Genomic DNA, 21,643 nt, shown 5'->3' with positions numbered 1-21,643 from the left:
TTGGTAATGGCGATTTCCCACAGATCCAGTGCCTCCTCCAGATCTACTGAGGTTTTGAGTTCGCTGAGGGTGGCGAGTTTTTCACTGATGATGACTGCAAAGAAGCTATCAGCGTTTTTATAACCGACGGGAGTGAACTGCCTGCCCTGCTGAGCAGGGAGGGGAGGAAACCTTGGCTCCCGCCTTTGCCGAAAAAACTGGTGTTGTACTTCAGCATTTCCAGCTCAAGGCGGATCAGTGATTCCCCGTCCGGCACATGGTTATCAATCAGGGCCTGTGTTTTCAGCGGGATCTCTTCACCGCTGACCGGCACACACACATAGGCCATCATTTTCAGCATGGCATCTTTACTGACTTCGTAGTCACCGATTTTCGGGGCATTGGACAGCGGATATTTGGCGAGAATTTCCCGCCCGGTAATTGCCGGAAGACGACTGATAATGAATGTTTTCTCAATACCATCGGCATCTTTTACCGCCACTTCTTTAGGTTTGATCAGCATATTTTTTTCCCGTAAAAAAAGCGGGCCGCAGCCCGCTCAGAATTAACGATTACGTGTAAAATCAAAATCCTGGAATACAAATATGTATTGTTTGGATTTCAGACGACCCGCACTGGCGACAGAGCTTCCGCGGCTGCCGTTAGTGATACGGCCGTTACGTGCGGTGGTGGTCGAACCGTTACCGTAAGAGGCAACCATCGTGATGTTATCCCCGGCGGCGCGGCGGCCTCTTTTCGCTGTATTCGCGTCCAGCAGGATAGCCAGGTTCTGATCTTCCTCACTGCCCGCCGGTACGTTAATTGTTACCGTCTGCGGTGCCGGTGCTGACCAGCTCAGCAGGTTACCGTTGATATCCACACCCGTTTTAACAATCTCTGTCGCCGGAAAATCCAGCGGGTCCGCATCATCCGCAAAAGCGGTGATAAGAATACCGGACGGAAAGGTTTTGCTGGCTTTTACCACCAGCGCGAGACCGGTTGCTGATACTTCAATCATATTTTTTTCCTTACTTACACTAAGTTATGTGAGCCTTCGACTTTACGGATCCAGTCGCCTTTGCCGTAAATCAGCACGTATTTCATGACATACTCCGGCAGACCACTTTTGCCGGTGTTTTCGGTGATTTTCGCGTCATACCAGTAACCTTTGTCCTGCACATCGTGCCAGGCCAGATCATCACCGGAAGCATCTGCCACTGCGATTTTCTGTACTTCCGTCAGGTTTTTACCGGCCAGAATAGTGCCGTTATCCAGTGCTTTGGTAACTGCACCGGCAATCACCATCAGCGCCTGTGCCTCGCCGTCTTTATTGGCAGGAACACCGCGGGTGGCCAGCAGAAGGCTGAACCACTGCTGTGCGATATACGCTTTTAGCCACTGCTCGTTGGCGTGAACACTCATATCCAGCGGATCAGATGCTCCGCCGCACAGGAAGCCGCGCTGATAAAAACGGATTTGCGAGCCGGCCACCGCCGTTTCGCCGTAATAGTTCACGCGCAGCTTGTCGAAGCGATCCGCATCCGCGTCTTTGGTCACCTGTGCCGGAAAGGTCACACCCAGCTGACGGAACATGTAGTTTGTTGCGGCATTCGTCCGGTCATAATCGGTCGCCGCCATCACCGCCATCGGCAGCGCCTGGATGAAGTAACCATTGTCCGTTTTCAGGTTCAGACCAACAGATGCCGTACCTGCCAGCGCGGAATTTAATTCCTCTGCATTGCCGGCGGTCACACTGAGATGCAGCTGATATTTCACATTCTCACCGGCGACATACTGCGCCAGCGGCACAGCCTGCTCCGCGGGTAATTCAGTAAGGAACGCCGCACTGCCGAATGAATCAGATACCTGCTCTGCCACCATAAAGGCTTCCAGTGGTGTCTGCGCCGGATGCCCTTCAGATGACAGACCGGAAGAGAGACCCATGGCATCCGCGAGGACAGAATACGCCACACCGGCGGAGACATGCTCCTGTACACCGCCGTTCAGTTCGAACGCATTCTTTTGCGCATTAAACGTGAGATAACTGCCCGCGAACTGCGGCTCGCTCTCAGCATTCAGTTTTGCCTGGATCAGCGAGGCAATATCGGCATAGGATTTGGCCGCCGATAAATCCAGATCCTTATAGTTTTTGGTAGTCTGACCGATGGTTACAGACAGTGTGCCGTCGGTGACGGCAGTCAGATCAGCCAGCGCGGCCGCTTTGACGCCGAACAGTGCCGGTGTGCGCCCGACCGGCGCGTATGAGGCAATCTGCAGCTCTTTCGGTTTACTGACCGGTGCCGGACTGACATAACTGAAATACTGACGGGCAAACTGAGCTTCCGGTGAATCAGCGCCCAGCAGTTCATCAACCTGACCCGGCGCAAACTCCAGGACATGACCGGCCGGAATTTTCGGATCAGCAGAAAATAACCGTGCGGTCAGCTTACGCTCAGGCACAGCAGAAGCGCCGATGACCGCAGAGGCGATATCGACATAGTGTGTTTGTTTAATTGGCATAGTAAAACCTTATATGCAGTAAATATCCGGGAACAGCGCTGAAACAACGCCGGTCTCCGGGCGGAGTGTACGGGTAAACGTCACATTGAAATCAAAAGAAGGTGCCTGTCTGTAATGCCCCTGGTCGTCAGCCAGATACGGCACCCGGATTGCACCGGCGCGCTGAACACCGATTCCCTGTTTATTCAGCACACCGGTAAAGGGCAGTGAATTCACAATCATCCTGACTGCGGCCACAATATCACCGGCGGTATGTGTCTGAGATTCAGTAATAAATCCCTGAACCCGGTATTTTTTTTCAGTTATCTGGCTTTCGGTATGATTAGCATTCTGCCCGCGGACGGCATAGCTGCGTTTCTGCCATCCCGCAGGTGTCTCACCAACGGGATAAAAGGCAATAAAATCCTCTCCGGAGATATGATTTTCCGGAAAGAAACCAGCTTTAACCCCCGTGGTAATACCGTGACTTTTCAGCTCAGTAACCAGCTGGTTATAAATAATTAATTCAATGTCTTTATCATTCATTCTTACCTCAGTGCCTGTGAATAATATCTGCCTCCTGTCAGGCCATAAAAAAGCCCTGCTCTCAGGCAGGGCCGGACACACCGTATTCCGGTGCAGTGATATAATGGCAAATAAATAATGATTTAATTTCCGTCAGGAAACCGTATATTAACGGCACCCGCCATATATCATAAGACCGGAGCCGGCATAATGAATAACGATTACAACAGCAAATCCGTACAGGAACTGGCTGATGGTTTAACACTGTACCTGAAACAGGGTTATATCAACCCGCTATATATCAACTGCGACTGTGAAGACGAGGGTGCAGAAGAAGCGGGTTTTTATCTGGATGTACTTTCTGTACGTGACCCGGATTTATCCTGTGATTTCCGGAAAAGAATAATGGAATCGCCGGTAATCAGTAATGATTATTTTAAAGCCCAATGTATGGAGTGGTTACTGCTGTCATCAGATAAATACCACGAATATGTTATTCAGTATTTATCCTGCCATTACGATGTATTACCGGTTTCTGTCCTGCAAAAAGCGATGTTTTATTTTTATTGTGCAAAGCGTGATCCTGATGACAATGATGTTGTCCCGGATTCATTGATAGTAAAACTCAAATCCCGCTATCATGCCGTTAAAGATAATAAAGACGTTATGGCTTATGAACTGACTGAATTAAAAGAAACCTGCGATGACTTTTACGCCGCATATCCTTCACCGTGAAGTGCAATTCGTCATTTTTTACAGATTAGCATGCAGTTTGCGACCGCACCAATGTGCTCCGGACAACGGAAAAATATCCCGTCATAACGACAAAAAGGCATTCAGAATCTGAATGCCTTTCAATATGTAATTCGTCATTTTTTACAGATTAGCACACTGTTTGCGGCCGCACCAATGTGCTCCGGACATCAGGATACGCTTTATATAGAATATCCATATCCAGCTGCACCGCCAGCATTTCCAGACAACCAAAAATAAAGCTTTCCGCGCTCTGTACCTGTTTACGGATCTCATCCTCGCGGACTTTATATTTACGTCCGATCGCCCGCTTGCTCATCCCTTTCACGTAATAATCCGTAATATAGTCGCGTTCACGTTCCAGACCGGCCGTACCCAGCATGGATACACAACGGTCGATAACCCGGCCATCCTCATCACTGCATGAGGCTCTCTGTTTACTGCTGTTCTGAGCAAGCTCCCTGAATCCTGATGAAACACGGGCCCAGCCCATGCCCGCACAGTGATCACCCGCTGCCCAGCCGCCCCAGTGCAACAGTATCGTCTGAATGTCTCTGCTCATAATATTCACCTGTATAGTATCCGTATTATTTCCCGGTATCAGCTCCTCTTCAGTGCCCGTTCAGGCGCCGGTACACTGACAGAAAAAGCCCGCCCCGGAATTTTCATGTATAGATATACAGTATTTTTACAGGTAATGTTAATCTGCTCCGGAAATAACAGGGAGATTAACCTTATGAATATCCGGAACAAATATCAGTGAAACACAAAATTAGTGGTTATCTGACGGTGAAATAACTTTCACGCCTTTTATTACTGTCACATCGATTAATACCGGTGTATGGTGATGCCCGGTTTCGGCATAAAACATTTCGCCGGTAACAGAGACCTGCTGATTCAGATAACGCTGGTTTTTGCTGTAAAAATCACCTCTTACTATCAGCTGAAACTGGTCATTACTGCCCCAGTCCGGACTGTCTTTTATACAGGCCAACGGTGCTTTGGTAAAAAGAACCCAATACGGTTCCGGTTCATCCCCCTCTTCCACGCTTTCATAATTTGGCGGCCCCGGAAATACAACACGTTTCAGCGTACCGGTTAATGTCACCTGCTGCCCGTCCTCATAGCATGTCTGCGCTGATGCCGGATTTTTACTGTCAGCAATATTCCGGAACAACACAGATGATTTTTTATACCATTCCAGCTGGCATGCTTCTGTATCACAATTCTGCAATCTCAGTTTCCGGTTTTCTCTGACTGTCTTTTTAAACTCATCACTGTTTCCGGTGATTTTTTTTGCCTGCAGATAATCTGCATATAATTCATCATCCGCCTGAGATAATGACGGACTATCGCACACCAGTTTTTCTGTTTTACTCTGTGCTTTGCTGCAATCAAAACTGACCGCAAAAGACGAAGAAGAAAATAACAAACAGGTTATAACCACCACTTTTTTCATACCAGACCTTCTGTTTCCCGGTGACAGCTTACAAAGATAAAAACCAGACATCAACGGCTGTTGTCCCTTAACTCTCCGTTATTGTGCCACAGGATAAATCGCATTTAACGCAGGTCAGGTCACAGATAATCTTTGTATGATTTATTTTTAAGCATGAATACCCTATTACGGCATCCGGCTGGCAGCATAAAATATATCAATGATCACGCCCGGACTAACCGGTATGGCAAACAAAAATAAAAGAATCAGTGATGATGAAATCATATCCGTACTCTCCGTGATTATCGTTCCGCCACTCTATCATTTTACCTGATGGCCGGAATCCGCTATTTCAACAGAAAAATCTGAACGCATCACATAATGATTATCAAAAAGAACCAAACCACTAATTAGTTCTGGTTGGTTGTTCTATTGCGTGACCTGGCAGCCACATTTTCACAGGTCTCCGGTTTACCTGAATCACAATGGATCCAATTTCTTAGCCAGATAGGGCAGATAGCTGATGAAGAGTTCAATGGGGTTGTACAAAGGAACTTTGTCACGTCCATTTATCTCACCCGCAAACCGCCCGTTTCACAGTATGAAAATATTTAGCGGGAAGAAATCCCGCCATCAGAGGGTAATAATGGCATTTTCGGACAACATGTAAACACAACTGTATATTTAGACACATACCATATAAATCTGCACTTGATTATACTTAAGCCAAATTCTGAATCCCGGGTCTCACCGGGCTGAATGTTTATTTAAAAACCGCAACGACCAACATGGTAAATAATAATTATATGTCAAGGAAAAATATGTTGAAAAAACATCTGTTTGTTTGCGTCATGATAAGTTCATTATCCGCTTGTTCAGTCAGTCTCAGTAAAGCACCTGACGATTATACAGGTCCTGATGCTTCAAGAATCAGGGCTAAAAATTACATGCCGCCGCTTTCAATGGAAATATATGAAAAAGAGGGAAGCTGTTACAAAAAAGTATCAGACAAAAGTCTGGGACCTGGTTTTAATATCGTTGGTATAAAATCAACATTTAACAAAAGACTACCAGAGATGCTTCCGCCATCAGAGCAATTAAAGGGGGCTGATGCCCTTGAATACAGGCTCAAAGCGAACCAAAGACTTAAAATAACTTACACTCGTGAAACATTCAGAAGTCAGTACAACCAAGAATATACAACTTATACATATAACTTCATTCCCCTGGAAGGGCATGATTATGATTTGTATCCAACCAATACAGGAATAGGAATAATTGATTTAAATACGCAGCAGTCCGTTCCGAATAGCTGGGGTGATGATAAAGAATGTGAGTTTGAAAAGAACTGGTTTACCGGCGGTAAGAGTTACAAATAAATACATGACAAACTTAATCCAATAAATTCAATATATTGTATTAACCAGGCAAGGCGAAATATGTCCTTGTTTGGTTATACTCTATAATCATTCATTTTAACAGCATGATAAAAATCTGCTCTGCCTGACTTTCCTTACTATGACATTTCCCCGTCAGCCCCTCATAAAGCCGATTATGCCGGATGGTGGTGTTACTGCCCGGTTGCAACGGACAAAACCGGATAAAACCGGACAAACACACACCTATTTTTTAACGAATAAAGAAAATAGTCTGCTCTTGTCGCACCTTAGTGGACAATAACGGGCTTTAATATGGTACCGGCTATGGAGATCACTTTTTGACGTTATTGGCAATATCAGGAGTGGGCATGGGGATTAATGGCACGAGTATGGCGCGCGCACTAATAAAATCAGTCTGATACATAATTAGACATAGAAAAAACCCGCCATATCAAAGACATGGCGGGTTTTATATGGTGCCGGCTACCGGAGTCGAACTGGTGACCTACTGATTACAAGTCAGTTGCTCTACCAACTGAGCTAAGCCGGCGAATTTGGCGGAAGGATAGAGATTCGAACTCTAGGACGGTCTCCCGTCGGCGGTTTTCAAGACCGCTGCCTTAAGCCACTCGGCCATCCTTCCATGGGGCGCGATTATGCTGAAAAATGAGGAACCTGTCTACCCCTATATGCAAAAAAATCCGATTTTTTTGTCTGCCTGCTCAACATTCATGCATCATACCGCCCCTGCGGCGGAATACTGCTGTTATTGTGACGGGAATTAGTATGATAGAATTAATTCCCGGTGAATTTACAGTCAAGTACTTACTATAAGGTCGCAACGGAACATATGTACAGACAGTCACATTCCAAGCCTTATGCGATACCCGGCTTTTATGCATCATTTGTTTCGTTATTAGTCCTGTCTCTCTTTTTATACGGATATAACTATTACGATGCCTGGCTGGGAAACAAAAAAGGCGCACTCTACAGTTTCAGCAGCCGGATAGAGCATCAGGTTGAAACGTACCGCTATCAGTCCGCTGAACTGTTCCGGCTCGCCAATACCACGGACACCGAGAAACGGCCTGAGCTCGTTCCGCCACATAAGATCCTGAATGATATTTACTGGATTGACAGCCGTGTGCCGGTTGTGGACGCCATCCTGTTCGGCCAGACCAATGATGAGACCTACGCCATCGCACGGCGTTTTTCGGACTATCTGACCATTCTGTGGGGCGGCGAAAATCAGTTTAATTCTGTGTATTACCTCAACGGGCTGGATAACAGTCTGCTGCTGGTGACATCTCATTCTGCCCTGCGTCCGGAGCTGCGTTACCGCGAAAGTCCGCTGACACTGGGTGCTGATGAAAAACGGGCGGAAATGCTGGCGGATTCCACGGCGCTGGATGAACGGGAAACCCTCTCCTCCTTTACCAAGATGCCGTCAGAATCAACCTATTACTATACCTACCGCGCGATGTTTAATAACCCGGGTCAGCTGACCAGTGTGGTGGCGTTTGATTTACCGGTGAATAACCTGGTGCCGGATAATCTGGATTTATCCAATCTGTCACTGATCCCGGCTGAGTCCCATACTCTCAGCAACCGCCCGAATGCGGTGCAGATCAGTATTAACGGCCTGTCACTGAAACTCAGTTACCGTCTGCGTGAAATGCCGTATCAGGTGGTTTATCAGCTCTCACTGCTGTCTCTGGCCGAAGAGATGCTGGCGGCCAATATCTGGCTGTTAATTTCTGTATTCCTGTTCAGTATGCTCTCCGTCGGCGGTCTTGTTTATATCCGCAAGCGGTTCATTTCCCCGCTCAATACATTGGTCCGCCAGGCCAGAAACAGTGAGGCGATAACCAATGAAATTGTGGCGCAACTGCCTATCGGGCTGGCGATTTATGATTTTGCCGCCAACAAACGGCTGGTCAGTAATACCATCGCCAGTCAGCTGCTGACCCTCAGCGACCTGAATAAAACCCGCGATATGGCCCGCGAGCATCAGGGCCGGATCCAGACCACCATTGATAACGTAGTTTATGAAGTCAGTATGAATCCGGTCCGTAATATGAATGATACTTATCTGATTCTGTTCCGGGATGTGGATCAGGAGGCGCTGACCGCGCGCCGCCTGCAACTGTCTGACCGTGAGTATAAGAAAAGTATCAAAGCCCGTCAGTCTGTGCTGTCAAATATCCGTTCCGAGCTGGTGGTACCGGTCAAACAGCTTGGTAATGACCTGCATACACTGGCACCTTATGTGACTGATCCTGCCGGCAGCATGCTGATGGATAAAGTGGTGACGGAATCCGGTTATCTGTGCGAGTGGATCGAAAATATTATTCTGCTGGCTGATCTGGAAAGTGATGACTGGAAACCGACCAATGATGAGTTTTTGTTGTCACAGACCGTCGAGGATATCGTTAAACAATTCTCACGTCAGATAAATGACAAAGGTATTCCGCTTTATTTCCATAACAGTATTAATAAACAGCTGAATTACATTGGTGACGGCCCTATTATCAGTAAGATATTTTTATTATTACTGAATTATGCTGTCAGCAATTTAAAATACGGAAAGTTAGTTATTCGCCTTAAGAATATATTTAAAGATGAACATAATAATATCAGATTAGAAATAATCGCCAGCGGCTCCGGTCTGCCGCAATCTGATCTTGTTAATCTGCACGACCCGTTTATGTTTCAGGTCGCAGAGACGGAGGGGCGTCCGAACTCGGGGCTGGCATTCTATTTGTGTGATTTATTATGTAAAAAACTCAGCGGAGAGCTGAAAATAGACAGTAAACCGGATATCGGCACACACTACACTGTCGAGTTGCCGCTGCCTGCCACCGAGATGATCGGTGAGTCGTCAGAGGTGCTGGAAGATACGCTGTTTAAGATCAATATCATTAATCCGAGTATTCGGGAAATAATTAACACCATTATAATTGAAAATGGCGGAATTTTATTTGATAAAAATCGCGCATTATTGCAAGATGAATATGACATCCTGATAACTGACTTTGATAAGAAAGCGAGAAAGCCAATACTCTTTTTACGAAATGACATTATTGAACACAGAATGATTACGCCTTCCCTGGTGGAGTGTAATTATAATTTCAATGATGAAATTCTGAATGCTATTACGCTGCTTATCGAACAAAGCTTAACTTCGGATGAGTTTGATGATAGATTCTTACCCGGGAATACGGGTATTAATACAGCAGCGCTTTCCGTCAGGGAAGTTGTTGCGTTATATAAAAATCAGCTGGCACAAAGTACGTATAAAGACTTGTTTGCCACCACAGTCCCTCCTGATATAAGTAAGATGTACACGGAAGCAGAATTAAGTGAATTGCAGCCACTGGCGCTGACAGTACATCGGGTCAAAGGGGTCTTTGCTGTGCTCGACTTTGATTATCTGAAATCACGCTGTGAAGATATAGAACGCTGTATCGCTGACAAAAACAAAATGAAGGTGGATGAAGGTATCCGGGAAATTGATGCCATTGTCACTGAATTGCTGCAGCAAGGTAACCAAGAGTATGAATAACCTGAATGTTATTATCGCTGATGACCATCCTATTGTTCTGTTCGGGATAAAGAAGTCTCTGGAACAGCTGGAAACGGTTAATGTTGTTGGTGAATTTGAAGATTCCACTTCACTCATCAATAACTTAGCACGCCTGGATGCGGATGTTCTGATCACTGACCTCTCCATGCCGGGAGATAAATACGGTGATGGTATTACGCTTATCAAGTATATCAAGCGCCATTATCCTGACCTGGCGATTATTGTTCTGACGATGAACAATAATCCGGCGATCCTCAGTGCCGTACTGGACCTCGATATCGAAGGGATCGTACTGAAGCAGGGTGCGCCGGCTGATCTGCCGAAAGCACTGGCCTCTTTGCAGAAAGGAAAGAAATTCACCCCTGACAGCGTTTCCAAACTGCTGGAAAAAGTGAATGCCAACGGGTACGGCGATAAGCGCCTGTCTCCGAAAGAGAGTGAGGTTCTGCGTCTGTTTGCCGAAGGACATCTGGTCACTGAGATTGCGCGTAAACTGAACCGCAGTATCAAAACCATCAGCAGCCAGAAAAAATCCGCCATGCTGAAACTGGGTGTGGATAACGATATCGCTCTGCTGAATTACCTTTCGTCTGTCACTATTGACAGCCACAGAGACGAGTAATCCGGACACGTTTTACAGTACTGATACAAAACCGCCATTCATCTGAACGGCGGTTTTTTTATGTGTCCGGTTATTCCTCCACAGGCGGCGTGACCTGCGGGATGTAGTACTGCATCATGGTGCGCAGCGCCTGCATCGAGACCGGTTTGGAGAGACAATCATTCATGCCGGAAGCCAGACAGCGCTCGCGCTCTTCCGCCATCGCGTTGGCGGTGATCCCGATAACCGGCAGTGTCATCCCCTTCTCTCTCAGTGTGCGGGTCAGGTCATAACCGTTCATATTCGGCATGTTGACGTCTGACAGAATAATATCCACTTCATGGGTTTCGAGGAAATTGAGTGCATCCAGCCCGTCATCCGCCGTTGCGGTGTGGAAGCCGAACAGATGCAGCTGATCGGACAGCAGATGGCGGTTAATCGGATGGTCATCCACAATCAGGATCCGGACATGCGCGGCCTGCTGGCTGTCCGGCAGTGGCGGCGGCGGCAGATCATCCGCTTCCTGACGACGATTATTCAGGCGGTCAGAGACAAAATCAAACAGCCCGTCGAGCTGATGGGTGTTATGCCGCCAGTGATTGCCGCCCAGCGGCACCGGTTTGTCGGTATAACCGGCATCCAGTTCAATCAGCAGACGTGCCTGTTTCATTGCCGGGGTCACCACGTCCGTGATCACCACCGCACAGGCAATATCAGGGCATTCAGACAACGGAACCGGTGCCGGGGCAATATCCTGCCAGTAACGCTGCATATAATCCGCCAGCACGCCGTTGCGGAACTCAAAGACCAGCGGTACGGTCAGCGGCACAATATCCGCATGATGGCCGGACGGATAGGCGGTATAGCACGGGAAGCGGATCCCGAACAGACTGCCGACCTCTTTCTGCGATTCCACCATCATATCGCCGTCCATCAGTGAGATCAGTTTTTCACAGATAGGCAGCCCCAGCCCGGTGCCCTGCGACGGGCTGTCAGTGTTCGGCATAATCTGATAGAACGGATCGAATAACTGGCGCAGCTCATCTTCACTGATACCGCCGCCGGTATCCTGAATATCCACATGCAGATATTCACCGCAGACATAGACATGAATGCACACCATCCCGACATGCGTGTATTTAATCGCATTATTAAACAGGTTAGCGATCACCTGCTGCATCCGCACCGGGTCATTACAAACCAGCTCCGGCACATCTTTTTCAATAAAGCAGTACAGAGAAAGGTGTTTTTTCGCCACCAGTGGCAGATAGTTTGCCACCACAAAATGAATATGTTCGCGGAAGTTAAACTCTCTCGGCTCAATTTTCAGCTGTTTGGATTCAATTTTGGAGAAGTCGAGAATATCACTGATAATTTTCAGTAATAATGAAGATGAGTTATTCATAGTGCCGAGCAGGCGCTGGGCATCCCGCGAATGTGCCATGGACTGTAACAGCTCCAGGTTACCGATAATACCGTACAGCGGCGTGCGCAGCTCATGACTGACCGTGGCAAGGAACATGGATTTTGACTGGTTGGCCTGCTCTGCTGCCTGTGCCGCATCCTGTAACGAGCTTTCCAGCTGCACACGGGCGCTGATATCCACCAGAACGCAAATCGCCACTTCCTCGTTCTGATAGCGGGAATGCACAAAACTGACCTGAAGATGCCCGCCGTTACGGGTCACCATATCTTCCATCCCCTGCCGTTTGTCTTTTATCAGCAGGCCGATGCGGTTGCGATCCTCAAACGAAAGCATACGCCAGTAATTATGAGCCAGTTCATTACTCAGCAGTGCCGTACCGTCGAGTGTGCGCAGAATGCAAATCCCGACCGGGGCGGAGGCCACAATTTTGTGGTTGAACTGCTCGTGCTCCTCCAGACGCATTGCGCTGTTTTCAGCCGGCATAAATATCCGCCGTTCCAGCAGCCAGGTAAACAACCCGATAATAATGGCGGAGATCAGATTAAGAATCGCCCCGTTGAGGATCTGAAATTTCAGTTTTTCATAGATTGAACTCAGCGGCGTGGTATATACCACACTCAGCAGCGACGGCGTCAGCCTGCGTTTAAAGACCAGCTGAGTGAATTCGTCGTCATAACCGAAATAATTATCGTCCACCAGATAACGGTCTTTATTTTTCTGTGTGTTAATTTCTTCCGGATAAGAGAGCACGACATCATCCTGCTCATTAATAATCACCATATTGGCCGGGAAACCGCGCAGACGGTTAAAGTTTTCCAGCTGCAGATTACGCTCAATGCCCATCAGCGCCAGAAAACGCCCGTCATAATACAGCGGCATCATCACAAACAGGCTGGCCATTCCCTGATTACTGCCCGGTGCCGCCCAGTAAATGGTGCGCTCTTTCCCCTGGCTTTTCAGGCGGAAATAGTTCTGAGAATAATCATTGACCATTCTGCGCAGCGTTTCGCTGCTGGTGGAAAGGTTGCGGATCGGAAATGACACCATACACAGGGTTTTTGAGCCGACCAGAAAGACCTGATTCAGCCCCATCGGGGCGGCGATATTGTTCTGCCAGTACGTCAGGAGATCTTTGAATGCGATAATATACGGGCCGCTGCCGGTTCGGAAGGCCGCGCAGTCGCCTTTGGTATTCAGCGCCCGGTAATCAATAAAAAAGCCGTCAGTGGTCCGGTCTGCGGGCTCTCCCGGCCGTACTTCTTTATTTTCGACAAACCGTTCATTCATATAACGGATATCGCGGGTCATATCGGTGGATTGCCGGAAATAAGCTAATAAGGCATCGTAATCGGAATAATATTGCTGGCGGATATCATTGCGCATCCCGTTATAGATATTCAGTAAATAGAATACCGTCACCAGCGCCCCCAGCCCCCATAACATCACACCGACGATCCGGAACAGGTAACGCGAAATTTTCAGTGATGTCTGGAAAGATGAAAAGTATCTCAAAGGGGCTCCGCCAATAATGAATCTGATATATTCAAGAGGTTTCAGACTGTTATGTCTAGGATATACCACTGTGCAATGTTTACAAAACCCCCGGGGTAAATAAAAAGCAGGAACAATATTATTGTTCCTGCTTTATCGGTTTTTCTGATTTTATATTACCGGAAACCGGTGATATTAATCGTTATTCTCTTCTGCATTATCATCAGATGCCGCATCTGTCACTTCACCGTCTTCAGAGAAATCATTTTCATCCTCTTCCGGCTCCGCAACACGCTGCAGACCGACCACTTTCTCTTCTTCTCCGGTACGGATCAGCGTCACACCCTGGGTATTACGGCCCACGATACTGACTTCAGAGACGCGGGTACGGACCAGCGTACCGGCATCGGTGATCATCATAATCTGATCATCCGCACCGACCTGGATTGCCCCCACGACTTTCCCGTTACGCTCACTCACTTTAATGGAGATAACCCCCTGAGTGGCGCGGGATTTGGTCGGATACTCTGCTTCCGCAGTCCGCTTGCCGTAGCCGTTTTCGGTGACCGTCAGAATTTCACCTTCACCGCGCGGAATAATCAGTGACACGACCGCATCGTCGTCACCCAGACGGATACCTCGCACACCGGTGGCGGTACGCCCCATGGCACGGACAGCATCTTCCGCAAAGCGGACAACTTTACCGTCAGCAGAGAACAGCATCACTTCGTTGCTGCCGTCAGTCAGGTCAACGCCAATCAGCTCATCCCCTTCATTGAGGTTGACAGCGATAATACCGGCGTTACGCGGACGGCTGAAGTCCTGCAGGGAGGTTTTCTTCACGGTACCGCTGGCGGTCGCCATAAAGACAAACTTACCTTCTTCATATTCGCGGACAGGCAGGATAGCGGTAATACGCTCGTTCTGTTCCTGATCCAGCGGTAATATGTTGATAATCGGACGGCCGCGCGCACCACGGCTGGCTTCCGGTAACTGATACACTTTCAGCCAGTACAGCTTCCCTTTGTTGGAGAAGCAGAGAATGGTGTCGTGGGTGTTCGCCACCAGCAGACGTTCGATAAAGTCTTCTTCTTTGATACGGGCGGCAGATTTACCTTTCCCGCCGCGGCGCTGGGCTTCATAGTCGGTCAGCGGCTGATACTTCACATAGCCCTGATGAGACAGTGTCACCACCACGTCTTCCTGACTGATCAGATCTTCGATGTTGATATCCGCTGTATTTTCTGTGATATCAGTACGGCGCTTATCGTTGAACTGCTCTTTCACTGCCACCAGTTCTTCACGGATGACTTCCATCAGACGCTCAGGACTTTGCAGGATATGCAGCAGACCGGCAATCAGTTCCAGTAACTCGCGGTATTCGTCGAGCAGTTTTTCATGCTCCAGACCGGTCAGTTTCTGCAGACGCAGATCCAGAATCGCCTGAGCCTGAACTTCGGTCAGATGATACAGACCATCGCGGATACCAAACTGCTCATCCAGACCTTCCGGACGCGCGGCATCATCACCGGCACCGGCCAGCATGGCGGCGACAGTACCCAGTTCCCATGCCTGTGCCAGTAACCCTGCTTTTGCTTCCGCAGGTGTCGGCGCACGGCGGATAAGCTCAATAATCGGGTCGATATTGGCCAGTGCAATCGCCAGACCTTCGAGGATATGGGCGCGTTCACGGGCTTTGCGTAATTCGTAGATTGTCCGGCGGGTCACCACTTCACGGCGGTGGCGCACAAACGCACTGAGAATTTCTTTCAGATTGAGGATCTTCGGCTGTCCCTGATGCAGGGCAACCATATTGATACCAAACGTGGTCTGCATCTGTGTCAGCAGATAAAGGTTGTTCAGTACCACTTCACCGACCGCATCACGTTTGACTTCAATCACAATGCGCATACCGTCTTTATCAGATTCATCACGCAGTGCGCTGATACCTTCCAGACGTTTTTCTTTAACCAGCTCGGCGATTTTCTCAATCAGGCGGGCTTTGTTCACCTGATACGGAATTTCATTAACGATAATGGTTTCGCGGCCGGTTTTTTCGTCCGTTTCCACTTCAGCGCGGGCACGGATATGAATTTTGCCGCGTCCGGTGCGGTAAGCATCGAGAATACCGCGGCGGCCGTTGATAATCGCTGCAGTCGGGAAGTCCGGCCCCGGGATGTGCTCCATCAGACCTTCGATGCTGATATCTTCATCATCAATATAGGCCAGACAGCCGTCGATGACTTCGCCCAGGTTATGCGGCGGAATATTGGTTGCCATCCCGACAGCAATGCCGGATGAACCATTCACCAGCAGGTTCGGGATGCGGGTCGGCATCACATCCGGGATCATTTCGGTACCGTCATAGTTCGGTACAAAATCCACGGTTTCTTTGTCGATGTCGGCTAACAGTTCATGGGCAATTTTCGCCATACGGACTTCCGTATAACGCATTGCCGCTGCGGAGTCACCGTCGATTGAACCAAAGTTACCCTGACCATCCACCAGCATATAGCGCATTGAGAACGGCTGAGCCAGGCGGACAATCGTTTCATACACAGCACTGTCACCATGGGGGTGATATTTACCGATCACATCCCCGACCACACGGGCAGATTTTTTATAGGCTTTATTCCAGTCATTACCCAGTTCTTTCATCGCGAATAATACGCGGCGGTGAACCGGTTTCAGACCATCCCTGACATCGGGGAGCGCGCGTCCGACAATAACGGACATGGCGTAATCCAGATACGAGCTTTTCAGCTCCTCTTCGATGTTAACGGGCAAGATTTCTTTGGCATTGTCGCTCATGGAGCCAGTATCCCTCATTACTCCGGATTCAAGGTGCGGAACTATACCACAAATCGCCAATGTTTAAAAAAGGAGATATAAAAATCGGAAGAGTATTTTATTTCTGACGCATCCGCGCCCGGCATTGTATACTGACGCCATCGCGTATTCCGGCAGGTTCTGCCGCAGCAAGAGAGAGAAAGAGACCATGAATGACACAGCTTCCCCGCTGACAGCCAATGTCGATCCTGCGGAAATTAAAAAGTTTGAGGATGTTGCCTCACGCTGGTGGGATCTTGAGGGTGAATTTAAACCGCTGCACCGGATCAATCCGCTGCGTCTGGCCTATATTCAGCAGCGGGTTAACGGTGTGTTCGGGAAGAAAGTGCTGGATGTCGGCTGCGGCGGCGGAATTCTGGCAGAAAGTATGGCGCGGGAAGGTGCGGACGTCACCGGGCTGGATATGGGCGCGGAGCCGCTTCAGGTTGCGCGTCTGCATGCACTGGAAAGCGGCACGGATATCACCTATGTGCAGGAAACGGTGGAACAGCACGCCGAAAAACATGCACAACAGTATGATGTGGTGACCTGCATGGAGATGCTTGAGCATGTGCCGGACCCGGCATCTGTGGTGCGTTCCTGTGCCCGTCTGGTCAAGCCGGGGGGCGATGTGGTGTTCTCCACCATTAACCGCAACAAGAAAGCCTGGTTTATGGCGGTTATCGCAGCAGAATATATTCTGAAGATGGTACCGCCCGGCACGCACGATGCGAAAAAATTTATCCGTCCGGCAGAACTGATTGACTGGCTGAATAATACCGGTCTGCGCGAGCAGCATATGATTGGCTTACATTACAACCCGTTAAGCGATAAATTCTGGCTGGCACCCAATGTGGATGTAAATTATATGTTGCATACCCGTTTTATTTTATAGTGTCAAGTTAATTACTCCGGCGATTAATAAAACGCCAAACAAATCGCATTTTTCTAAAATTATCGCTTCACGTAATAAGGTAAGCACAGTTTCATTTTGTCAGGGATCTCAGTGCTTACCACTCTGTCAGCGGGTGACTATCCTCAAGTTATCCACAAAAGATCCTGATTTTATACACTTGATCCTGAGCGCATTTATCATTATCTTGTTACCCATCTTTTACAGACACACTACATCTTGTGTTTAAATCGCTCAGCACCCGCTATTGACTTTCCCGGAACATTTGTTTCAGGGATCGTTTTTTTTCGGGCAGATACACGTTATCAGCGCGTTAACCACAACAGGGTGTCATTTTCAAAACAGGGTATATCAACTGATGAACCAGAATCTGCTTGTTACCAAACGTGATGGTCACAAAGAACGTATCGATTTAGACAAAATCCACCGCGTCATTACCTGGGCCGCTGAAGGTCTGAATAATGTCTCTGTCTCCCAGGTCGAGTTACGTTCCCAGATTCAGTTCTATGACGGGATCCGTACCGCAGATATTCATGAAACCATGATTAAGGCCGCCGCAGACCTGATTTCCGCTGAAACGCCGGATTATCAGTATCTGTCTGCCCGCCTGGCTATTTTTAACCTGCGCAAAAAAGCCTACGGCCAGTTTGAACCGCCGGCGTTATATGCCCATGTACAGAAAATGGTGGCTGCCGGTAAATATGACGAAAATCTGTTAACCGATTACACCGAAGCTGAATTTGACCAGATGAATGAGTTCATCGATCACTGGCGTGATATGAATTTCTCTTACGCCGCCGTCAAACAGCTGGAAGGGAAATATCTGGTTCAGAACCGCGTTACCGGCGAAGTGTATGAAAGTGCACAGTTCCTGTATATCCTGGTTGCGGCCTGTCTGTTCTCACATTATCCGAAAGAGACCCGTCTGGATTATATCCGCCGGTTTTATGACGCTACGTCAACCTTCAAGATTTCCCTGCCGACCCCGATTATGTCCGGTGTCCGCACCCCGACCCGCCAGTTCAGCTCCTGTGTGCTGATCGAGTGCGGCGACAGCCTGGATTCCATCAACGCGACTTCCGGGGCGATTGTCAAATATGTGTCCCAGCGTGCCGGTATCGGTATCAACGCAGGCCGCATCCGTGCGCTCGGCAGCCCTATCCGCGGCGGCGAGGCATTCCACACCGGTTGTATCCCGTTCTACAAACATTTCCAGACCGCGGTGAAATCCTGCTCTCAGGGCGGCGTGCGCGGTGGCGCGGCAACGCTGTTCTACCCTATCTGGCATCTGGAAGTTGAAAGCCTGCTGGTACTGAAAAACAACCGGGGTGTTGAGGGCAACCGTGTCCGCCACCTTGATTACGGCGTCCAGATCAACAAACTGATGTATGAACGCCTGATCAAAGGCCAGGACATCACCCTGTTCAGCCCGTCCGATGTACCGGGGTTATATGACGCGTTCTTCGCCGATCAGGATGCGTTCGAGCGTCTTTATGAGCAGTATGAGAAAGATCCGTCTATCCGCAAACAGACGCTGAAAGCGGTGGAACTGTTCTCCCTGATGATGCAGGAACGTGCCTCTACCGGCCGTATCTATATTCAGAACGTCGATCACTGTAACACCCACAGCCCGTTTGATCCGTTTATCGCGCCGGTGCGCCAGTCCAACCTGTGTCTGGAAATCGCCCTGCCGACCAAACCGCTCAACGACATGAATGATCCGAACGGGGAAATCGCGCTGTGTACGCTGTCCGCGTTTAACCTGGGTGCTATTGAAAACCTCGATGAGCTGGAAGAGCTGGCTATTCTTGCGGTACGTGCCCTGGATGCCCTGCTCGATTACCAGGATTATCCGATTGAAGCGGCACGCAAAGGCTCAATGGGCCGCCGTACCCTGGGTATCGGGGTGATTAACTTCGCTTACTACCTGGCGAAACACGGCGTGCGCTATTCCGACGGCAGCGCCAATAACCTGACTCACCGCACCTTTGAAGCTATTCAGTATTACCTGCTGAAAGCCTCCAATGAGCTGGCAAAAGAGTATGGTGCATGCCCGTGGTTTAACGAAACCACCTATTCACAGGGCATTCTGCCGATCGATACTTATAAGAAAACCCTGGATCAGCTGACGAACGAACCGCTGCATTATGACTGGGAAGGCCTGCGCGAAGAGATCAAAAAACACGGTCTGCGCAACTCCACCTTGTCTGCCCTGATGCCGTCAGAGACATCCTCGCAGATTTCCAATGCTACCAACGGTATTGAGCCGCCGCGCGGCTATATCAGCGTGAAAGCCTCGAAAGACGGCATTCTGCGCCAGGTCGTGCCGGAGTATGAGCGCCTGAAATCCGCCTATGAACTGTTATGGCAGATGCCGGGTAACGAGGGCTATCTCCAGCTGGTGGGGATTATGCAGAAGTTTGTCGATCAGGCGATTTCGTCCAACACCAACTATGATCCGACCCGGTTCCCGAGCGGCAAAGTACCGATGAACCAGTTACTGAAAGATTTGCTGCTGGCCTATAAATACGGTGTGAAAACACTTTATTACCACAATACCCGCGATGGCGCGGAAGATACCCAGGAAGACCTTCCTGAGGAAGTGGTCATCGCCGACGATGATGGTTGTGAAGGCGGCGCGTGTAAAATTTAAGGTGAATAAATAATGTCTTATACAACATTTTCGCAGGTACATAATGATCAGCTGAAAGAACCGATGTTCTTCGGGCAGCCGGTAAACGTTGCCCGTTATGATCAGCAGAAGTACCCGATTTTTGAATCACTGATTGAAAAACAGCTCTCTTTCTTCTGGCGTCCGGAAGAAGTGGACGTATCCCGCGACCGCATTGACTACAATGCCCTGCCGGATCACGAAAAGCACATTTTTATCAGTAACCTGAAATACCAGACCCTGCTGGATTCCATTCAGGGCCGCAGCCCGAACGTAGCGCTGCTGCCGCTGATCTCCATTCCGGAGCTGGAAACCTGGGTGGAAACCTGGTCTTTCTCGGAAACCATTCACTCCCGTTCTTACACGCATATTATCCGTAATATCGTGAATGATCCGTCGGTGGTATTCGATGACATCGTGGCAAACGAAGAGATCATCAAACGTGCGGAAGATATTTCCGGCTATTATGATGATCTTATCCGTATGACCAATGAATATCATATGTTCGGTGAAGGGACGCATACCGCGAACGGTAAAACCTTTACCGTTACCCTGCGCGCCCTGAAACGTCAGCTGTATCTGTGCCTGATGAGCGTCAACGCACTGGAAGCGATCCGTTTCTATGTCAGTTTCGCCTGCTCTTTCGCCTTTGCCGAGCGCGAACTGATGGAAGGTAATGCGAAAATCATCAAACTGATCGCCCGTGATGAAGCACTGCACCTGACCGGCACCCAGCATATGCTTAACCTGCTGCGCAGCGGCCAGGATGACCCGGAAATGGCGGAAATCGCCAAAGAGTGCGAGCAGGATTGCTACGACCTGTTTGTCCGTGCGGCGGAGCAGGAAAAGGAGTGGGCAGATTACCTGTTCTGCAACGGCTCTATGATCGGTCTGAATAAAGATATCCTGTGTCAGTATGTGGAATATATCACCAATATCCGCATGCAGGCGGTGGGTCTGCCGCTGCCGTTCAAAGTCCGCTCAAACCCGATTCCGTGGATCAACGCCTGGCTGGTATCCGATAACGTCCAGGTGGCACCACAGGAAGTGGAAGTCAGCTCCTATCTGGTCGGCCAGATTGACTCTGAAGTCAACACTGACGAACTGAGTAACTTCGAACTCTGATGCCCCGCTATAAAATCACCCTGCATGGCAACATGCAGGGTATTCAGCTGCATTATGTCAGTGAAGAACACAACAATCTGCTCAATACACTCGAACAATCCGTCCCGGTGGAATACCAGTGCCGTGAAGGCTATTGCGGTGCCTGCCGTGTCCGCCTGAAACGCGGTAAAGTCGGTTACCGGCAACGGCCGGTTGCGTTTATCAATGACGGTGAAATTCTTCCCTGCAGTTGCTACCCGCTGAGTGATATCGACATCGAATTGTAAGCTGTTTTGTGACCGGATCTGCAATCCGGTTTTTTTACGCCATTAGTGTAACGATATCTTTACGATATACGTAATTTAAATTTGACACTTTTCCTGTTTTTCATTACGCTTTGCCCACATATTATTGATTGAAATATCATGAGGTTTTGGTGAAAAATCGTA

General features: G+C 48.9%; 16 protein-coding genes and 2 tRNA genes. 8 read left to right on the top strand and 10 right to left on the bottom strand.

The genetic code is table 11. The annotated features are described in order from the left end of the window. Positions 1-43: 43 nt before the first annotated feature. Genes AB7038_RS07260 through AB7038_RS07245 form a run of 4 tightly spaced genes read right to left on the bottom strand, consistent with a single transcriptional unit; the run spans position 44 to position 3,024 of the window. Complete coding sequence (locus tag AB7038_RS07260) at positions 44-502, bottom strand: hypothetical protein (RefSeq protein ID WP_072867612.1); 459 nt, start codon at positions 500-502, stop codon at positions 44-46. A gap of 42 nt (positions 503-544) precedes the next feature. Next, positions 545-997 (bottom strand): phage tail fiber protein, encoded by a 453-nt coding sequence (locus AB7038_RS07255; protein ID WP_072867610.1) that lies wholly within the window; start codon positions 995-997, stop codon positions 545-547. Positions 998-1,011: 14 nt separating this feature from the next. After that, positions 1,012-2,499: a DUF3383 domain-containing protein gene (locus tag AB7038_RS07250; protein WP_369453023.1), complete on the bottom strand. Its 1,488-nt coding sequence runs from the start codon at positions 2,497-2,499 to the stop codon at positions 1,012-1,014. Between the two features lie 9 nt (positions 2,500-2,508). Continuing rightward, positions 2,509-3,024, bottom strand: coding sequence for a phage gateway protein (locus AB7038_RS07245; protein ID WP_368888509.1), 516 nt, complete (start codon positions 3,022-3,024; stop codon positions 2,509-2,511). Positions 3,025-3,213: 189 nt separating this feature from the next. On the opposite strand from AB7038_RS07245, the gene AB7038_RS07240 reads away from it, so the two are divergent. Next, positions 3,214-3,738, top strand: coding sequence for a hypothetical protein (locus AB7038_RS07240; protein WP_369453022.1), 525 nt, complete (start codon positions 3,214-3,216; stop codon positions 3,736-3,738). A 148-nt stretch (positions 3,739-3,886) separates the two neighbouring features. Here AB7038_RS07240 and AB7038_RS07235 read toward each other — a convergent pair whose 3' ends face one another. Continuing rightward, a complete protein-coding gene (locus tag AB7038_RS07235) occupies positions 3,887-4,318 on the bottom strand; it encodes an antiterminator Q family protein (protein ID WP_368888511.1) in 432 nt (143 codons plus the stop codon). 210 nt (positions 4,319-4,528) lie between these two features. After that, positions 4,529-5,215 carry a DUF4431 domain-containing protein gene (locus AB7038_RS07230; RefSeq protein ID WP_368888512.1) on the bottom strand — a complete coding sequence of 229 codons (687 nt, stop codon included), beginning with the start codon at positions 5,213-5,215 and terminating at the stop codon, positions 4,529-4,531. A gap of 800 nt (positions 5,216-6,015) precedes the next feature. Between AB7038_RS07230 and AB7038_RS07225 the strand changes: the two genes are divergently transcribed. Then, a complete protein-coding gene (locus AB7038_RS07225; RefSeq protein WP_369453021.1) occupies positions 6,016-6,573 on the top strand; it encodes a hypothetical protein in 558 nt (185 codons plus the stop codon). Between the two features lie 474 nt (positions 6,574-7,047). On the opposite strand, the gene AB7038_RS07220 is transcribed toward AB7038_RS07225, so the two are convergent. Together AB7038_RS07220 and AB7038_RS07215 are read right to left on the bottom strand one after the other, a co-directional pair. Beyond that, positions 7,048-7,123, bottom strand: a tRNA-Thr gene (locus AB7038_RS07220). A gap of 5 nt (positions 7,124-7,128) precedes the next feature. Further along, a tRNA-Ser gene (locus tag AB7038_RS07215) sits at positions 7,129-7,216 on the bottom strand. A 207-nt stretch (positions 7,217-7,423) separates the two neighbouring features. Between AB7038_RS07215 and rcsD the strand changes: the two genes are divergently transcribed. Together rcsD and rcsB are read left to right on the top strand one after the other, a co-directional pair. Further along, complete coding sequence (gene rcsD, locus AB7038_RS07210) at positions 7,424-10,138, top strand: phosphotransferase RcsD (RefSeq protein WP_368888514.1); 2,715 nt, start codon at positions 7,424-7,426, stop codon at positions 10,136-10,138. Then, complete coding sequence (gene rcsB, locus AB7038_RS07205) at positions 10,131-10,781, top strand: response regulator transcription factor RcsB (RefSeq protein WP_004236763.1); 651 nt, start codon at positions 10,131-10,133, stop codon at positions 10,779-10,781. Before rcsD ends, rcsB begins: the two co-directional genes overlap by 8 nt. A 70-nt stretch (positions 10,782-10,851) precedes the next feature. On the opposite strand, the gene rcsC is transcribed toward rcsB, so the two are convergent. Both rcsC and gyrA read right to left on the bottom strand, forming a co-directional pair. Further along, complete coding sequence (gene rcsC / locus AB7038_RS07200; RefSeq protein WP_368888515.1) at positions 10,852-13,698, bottom strand: two-component system sensor histidine kinase RcsC; 2,847 nt, start codon at positions 13,696-13,698, stop codon at positions 10,852-10,854. Positions 13,699-13,872: 174 nt separating this feature from the next. Further along, on the bottom strand, positions 13,873-16,488 hold the full coding sequence (gene gyrA / locus AB7038_RS07195) for a DNA topoisomerase (ATP-hydrolyzing) subunit A (protein ID WP_004236765.1): 2,616 nt from the start codon (positions 16,486-16,488) through the stop codon (positions 13,873-13,875). A gap of 187 nt (positions 16,489-16,675) precedes the next feature. On the opposite strand from gyrA, the gene ubiG reads away from it, so the two are divergent. From ubiG to yfaE, 4 genes are all read left to right on the top strand, one after another. Continuing rightward, the gene (gene ubiG / locus AB7038_RS07190) at positions 16,676-17,401 is read left to right on the top strand and encodes a bifunctional 2-polyprenyl-6-hydroxyphenol methylase/3-demethylubiquinol 3-O-methyltransferase UbiG (protein WP_024473819.1); all 726 of its coding nucleotides are present in this window, start codon (positions 16,676-16,678) and stop codon (positions 17,399-17,401) included. A 376-nt stretch (positions 17,402-17,777) separates the two neighbouring features. Further along, a complete protein-coding gene (gene nrdA, locus AB7038_RS07185) occupies positions 17,778-20,072 on the top strand; it encodes a class 1a ribonucleoside-diphosphate reductase subunit alpha (RefSeq protein ID WP_024473820.1) in 2,295 nt (764 codons plus the stop codon). A 12-nt stretch (positions 20,073-20,084) separates the two neighbouring features. Then, the gene (gene nrdB, locus AB7038_RS07180; protein WP_004236768.1) at positions 20,085-21,215 is read left to right on the top strand and encodes a class Ia ribonucleoside-diphosphate reductase subunit beta; all 1,131 of its coding nucleotides are present in this window, start codon (positions 20,085-20,087) and stop codon (positions 21,213-21,215) included. Next, complete coding sequence (gene yfaE, locus AB7038_RS07175) at positions 21,215-21,481, top strand: class I ribonucleotide reductase maintenance protein YfaE (protein ID WP_004236769.1); 267 nt, start codon at positions 21,215-21,217, stop codon at positions 21,479-21,481. Before nrdB ends, yfaE begins: the two co-directional genes overlap by 1 nt. Positions 21,482-21,643: the final 162 nt, after the last annotated feature.

Origin of the sequence: Morganella morganii (genome assembly GCF_041099235.1) — a bacterium.
GTDB classification, from domain to species: Bacteria; Pseudomonadota; Gammaproteobacteria; order Enterobacterales; family Enterobacteriaceae; genus Morganella; species Morganella morganii_E.
The sequence above is the reverse complement of the archived record's forward strand: the minus strand, read 5'-3'. Positions and strand labels throughout refer to the sequence as shown.